Here is a 4,513-nt window from a genome sequence, read left to right on the forward strand (position 1 = left end):
TTTAAATATATTTTATAGAAATTTTAAAATAACTAGGTTATGCAAGAAGTCTATTATATAAGGAGTTTTTATGTTGAAAGATATTTTTTATATTGTCGAAGAAGAAATGTGCAATAAATGTTGAAATTAATTAGCACAAGCAATAAAAGAAGTTAAAAATAATAACCCGCAAGAAATTAATAATTTAATGTTTTTCAAATATTATTTGAAAGATCAAATTACTGAACTTGCTTCAAAGGTTATTATAATTATTAAATGTAATAATAATTTTTATACATTATTTTGAAAACAAGATTTATTAAAATCAGAGATTAATAGTGATAACGTGGAGTCAGAGTATCTTCCACAAGGTTTAATATTAAATGAACAAATTGTTAATGATGTTATATTAAGCTTAAAAGATAAGAATAATCAACATTATAATTTAAATGATAACAAAAATTTAAATGTTTTAAGTAACAACAATTCAGTATTATTTGATGATAATATGCTAGGTTCATTTCTACCAATTCCCGTTTCTAATGCAGAAGTTATTCAAATTACTAATGTTAAACGAAAAAGTAAACATTGACTTTAAATTTTAGTAATTATTTCTGTTCTCTTATTAACAAGCGGGATTGGTGTTATTGGTTATGAAATGCATCGGCAATCATCTCATTCTAATTTAGTTAATTCTAAAATTATTGTAAGGGATGATAATCCGGTTGGTGAAGTTAAAGATGAAAATAAAGATTTTATTTTAGAAGACAATAATTTTGATGAACAAATTATTGAGGAAGAAATAATTGATATTTCACAATATAGTTATGATTTTACTAAAAATCCGCTGAATTTAATTGAAGTACAGGCATTAGATATTGCTTTAATTAAACCAGAATTATTAAAATTATCAGAGGTTTCCCACCCATTACAAACATTATTAGAAAATAACAAACTAAAAATTACATTACTGCAAGAACCAGAAATGATAAATGATAACGTTGAATATATTATTCTGCTGCAATTAGATGCAATAAATATTAAAAGATATACTGGGCAAGCAGTTTTACATCTTGGTGTTAAGGTCAAACCAGTAGTTGCTTCTGGTGTTATTAATATCAATGGTCTTTACTATTGATGCATGACAAGCTTATTTACCAGCATTAGGGACAAGAATTGAAATTTCCCAAGCCCAAAAAAATAATTTAGCATCGGTACTAAATAAACAATATCGACCAAAACTTGAAGTTACAAATATTTATCAAAACAGTGATCTCAAACACTTAAAAATTAGTTGAAAATTTGTTGATTTAAAAAATAATGAAAAAATTATTAATATTATGCCATATGTTCATGAAGAAGCGTTTGATCAATTTCACTTACAAGGTAATTTTAAATATAATTTAAAAATTAGTTATACTAGTAAAACAAATTAAAAAATGATAAAATACATATTGTATGAATACCTTGCTATAAAATTAAGAGACATAAATTGAGTAATTTAAGAAAATAGATGGAGAATAAAATGCTTAAAAAAGGTAAATCAAATTCATGATATTCAATAATATCATTTTCAATGTTTAAAATCCGCCGTTCAATGGCAGTTTGAGTTTTAGTGTTATTGTCACTTGTTTTATTTGGTGCAATTACAATTAATCTTTTTTTATCTTCAACAAATATTTATGATTTTTTAAAAAATTTTCAATACGGAGTGTTTATTTTTAATAATATTTTATTATTATTGTTTGTGTTGTTAGTTATCATTAAAATTTTTGGTCGAGAATTTGAAGATGGGACATATTTACTTTTAATTTCCAAACCATATTCTCGATTTACTTTATTTTTCTTAAAATTAATTTCACTTTGAATTTTGATTATCTTTTTCTTAGGAACAATTATTTTATTTGCTTTAGGAATTGGTTATATTGGTTATTTAATTAATAATGATCCAGAGTATTTACAAGTTTATCAAAATTTATTATTGAAATTATTTTTATATTCTTTAGCATTATCTTTTTTTGCATCAAGTGGTATTTTATTTGCGGTAACTTTTTTAAATTCACAAGTAGTTTTATTAATTGTTGTTATTTTCTGTAGTTTATTTTTAGTTGGTGGGATGCCATATTCGTTAATTATGAGTTTAGCTAATACAATTGATTTATCATTTGTTGACACCAATATGACTAAGCAGCCTTATCCTGTGCATATTATTAAAAGTACAATTAATTTTAAAAGAAATTTAGAAAAAAAATTAATTAAATATGATAATTTAACTAGCAAAATTTGAGATTTTTATAATTCGTGAGATTATGATGATTTAGATAAAGTTTTTAAAACGCGAGACTATGAAAATATTACAAGTGATCCTACTTTGCGAATTAAACGATTAGAATTTTATCAATCATTAGGTTTAACAAAACCAAAAGAAGCTAGTTATACAATTAGCCAACTTAATAAGTGAGATAAAATAACAAAATATAAATATGATAATAAGGATGAAACCATTTTTGAAATTATTAATAAAGTTGGCGGAAGTAATCTTCAAATGAAAGTAAACTTTGCGACAAATTTCTTTTTCAAATCACCAGGAGAATTAGATTCAAATAATGAAATTCACCAAGAATTACTTGATGCTATTAACTTTATTGGAAGAAGTGCAAAATCGTGAGACTTGTATCTTAGAACAAATGATTTAAATGGAAATTCATTATTTTACTTTGATTTAAATAAATCCTATTATAGTTTATCATCATCTGATAGTAAAGTAGGAACAGAAGAACGAAAGTTATCTGAGCCAAATGGATTTAATCCAGTAAATGTTTTTCGTTCTGAATTTGCTCGAACTGGGATATCAACAGTTGATTCAGAATATGATAATGGTACTGAGTTTCAAGATTGAATTCTTAATTATTTTGGCGCCGAAGATAGAATTGAAGATGGTTTTGAAATTAAAACACTTTATGTTTTAAGAGAAATTGAAATTAATATTTTAAAAAAAATAATGGATTATAAATTACTTGAAGGTGTACCAATTAAAATAAATACCGAATGACAAAAATATGATGATTTAATTCAAACTTATGAATTAATTTCTAAAATTAATATTATTGAACATTGAAATCAAATTTGAACAAGTTCTTTATCATATGTTCCATTTTGATTTGAACCATTGCAACGAAGTAATATTGATTTTAGTGTTCAAAACAATTATTTAATGAGTTATCAAGATTTTCCAATAGCATTACAACAAGATAAAAAAGTTGACCTTGATGTACCACCATTTTTAAATATTAATTTATTGTTATATGTTTATTTAGGAATATCTGGTTTATTTTTAATTAATGCTTATTTAATTTTACGTCGCAAAAATATTACTTAAGGCAGGGGAAAGGAGATGTTAAAACATGAATAATAATACATTAGTACTTAGCGATGTGGCAATTGCTTCGCGTAATTTTAGCAAAAAGTTTAAAAATAGTATTGTTGGTCCATTTAATTTTAATGTTAGTCGTGGAAAATTACATGCCATTTTAGGTGCTTCTGGAAGTGGAAAAACAGTTTTCATTAAATCTTTAATTGGTGGTTTAAAGGGATTTCATGGTGATATTACAATTTTTGTTAAAAAAGCAACAAAAATTAGTATGAAAAAAATGATTGGTTATGTTCCTGAGTTTGTTACTTTTCCTGAAAATATTAGTTCTTATAATTTTTTAAAATATTTAGGAAAAACAAATGGTTTACGAGGGAAATATCTTCGTGACCGCATTGAATATTTAATGAAATCATTAGAAATTTGAGAACACCGTGATAAAGATGTTAATTCATTTTCATCAGGAATGAAAAAAAGAGTAATGATTATTCAAGGTATTATTCATGATCCTGAAATTTTAATTTTAGATGAACCAGAAGCGGGATTAGATATTAATAATCGAAAAAAAATTATTTTTTACTTAAAACAATTAACACTTCGCGGTAAAACTGTCTTTTTTTCATCCCATTTACTAGATGAAATTAAAGACTATATTGATGAATTTACAATGGTAATGAATGGAACGCAAATTTATACGGGGCAATTAGCTGCCTTTAATATTAAAAATAGTTATTATCTAGTGACTAATAATCCTCAAGCAATGATTCATTATTTTAATTCAAACCGAGTACCAAACTGATATGATCGAGCAAATAATTCGTTAAATTTTGTTTTAAATTCACCATTACATTTATATTATGTTACTCAATATGCATTAAAAAAACAAATTAAAATTACTAAAATTAGTGAAGTTGAATTTTCATTTGATTTTCTATTACAAAAATTAAATATTACGCTACCTCCTAATATGACTACTAATCGTAAATTATGAAAGAAACAGTTGAAGAAATAACAACAAGGTTAATTAACCAGCATAAATTTTAAATGTAATTATGTAACAAAATTAAAGAAAATAATCTTTAAAAATATTTTAATGGGCATTAAAGTATTTTTTTATTATGTAAACTGTAAAACGAAACGCGCTAAAACAACTCTTATTAAAGG

Annotated in this window: 5 protein-coding genes; all 5 read left to right on the forward strand. The window is 24.2% G+C overall.

Annotation, left to right across the window (positions count from 1 at the left end):
* The first annotated feature begins 205 nt into the window (after positions 1-205).
* A complete protein-coding gene (locus EHU54_RS04595) occupies positions 206-577 on the forward strand; it encodes a hypothetical protein (RefSeq protein ID WP_400249177.1) in 372 nt (123 codons plus the stop codon).
* Positions 578-637: 60 nt separating this feature from the next.
* The gene (locus tag EHU54_RS04600) at positions 638-1,183 is read left to right on the forward strand and encodes a hypothetical protein (protein WP_400249178.1); all 546 of its coding nucleotides are present in this window, start codon (positions 638-640) and stop codon (positions 1,181-1,183) included.
* Positions 1,101-1,415: a hypothetical protein gene (locus EHU54_RS04605; protein ID WP_400249179.1), complete on the forward strand. Its 315-nt coding sequence runs from the start codon at positions 1,101-1,103 to the stop codon at positions 1,413-1,415. Before EHU54_RS04600 ends, EHU54_RS04605 begins: the two co-directional genes overlap by 83 nt.
* Before the next feature lie 89 nt (positions 1,416-1,504).
* Complete coding sequence (locus EHU54_RS04610; RefSeq protein ID WP_400249180.1) at positions 1,505-3,358, forward strand: ABC transporter permease; 1,854 nt, start codon at positions 1,505-1,507, stop codon at positions 3,356-3,358.
* A 25-nt stretch (positions 3,359-3,383) separates the two neighbouring features.
* Positions 3,384-4,361, forward strand: a complete 978-nt coding sequence (locus EHU54_RS04615) for an ABC transporter ATP-binding protein (protein WP_400249182.1) — start codon at positions 3,384-3,386, stop codon at positions 4,359-4,361.
* Positions 4,362-4,513 lie beyond the last annotated feature (152 nt).

Origin of the sequence: Spiroplasma sp. ald (assembly GCF_044714355.1) — a bacterium.
Taxonomy (GTDB): Bacteria; Bacillota_I; Bacilli_A; order Mycoplasmatales; family Mycoplasmataceae; genus Spiroplasma; species Spiroplasma phoeniceum.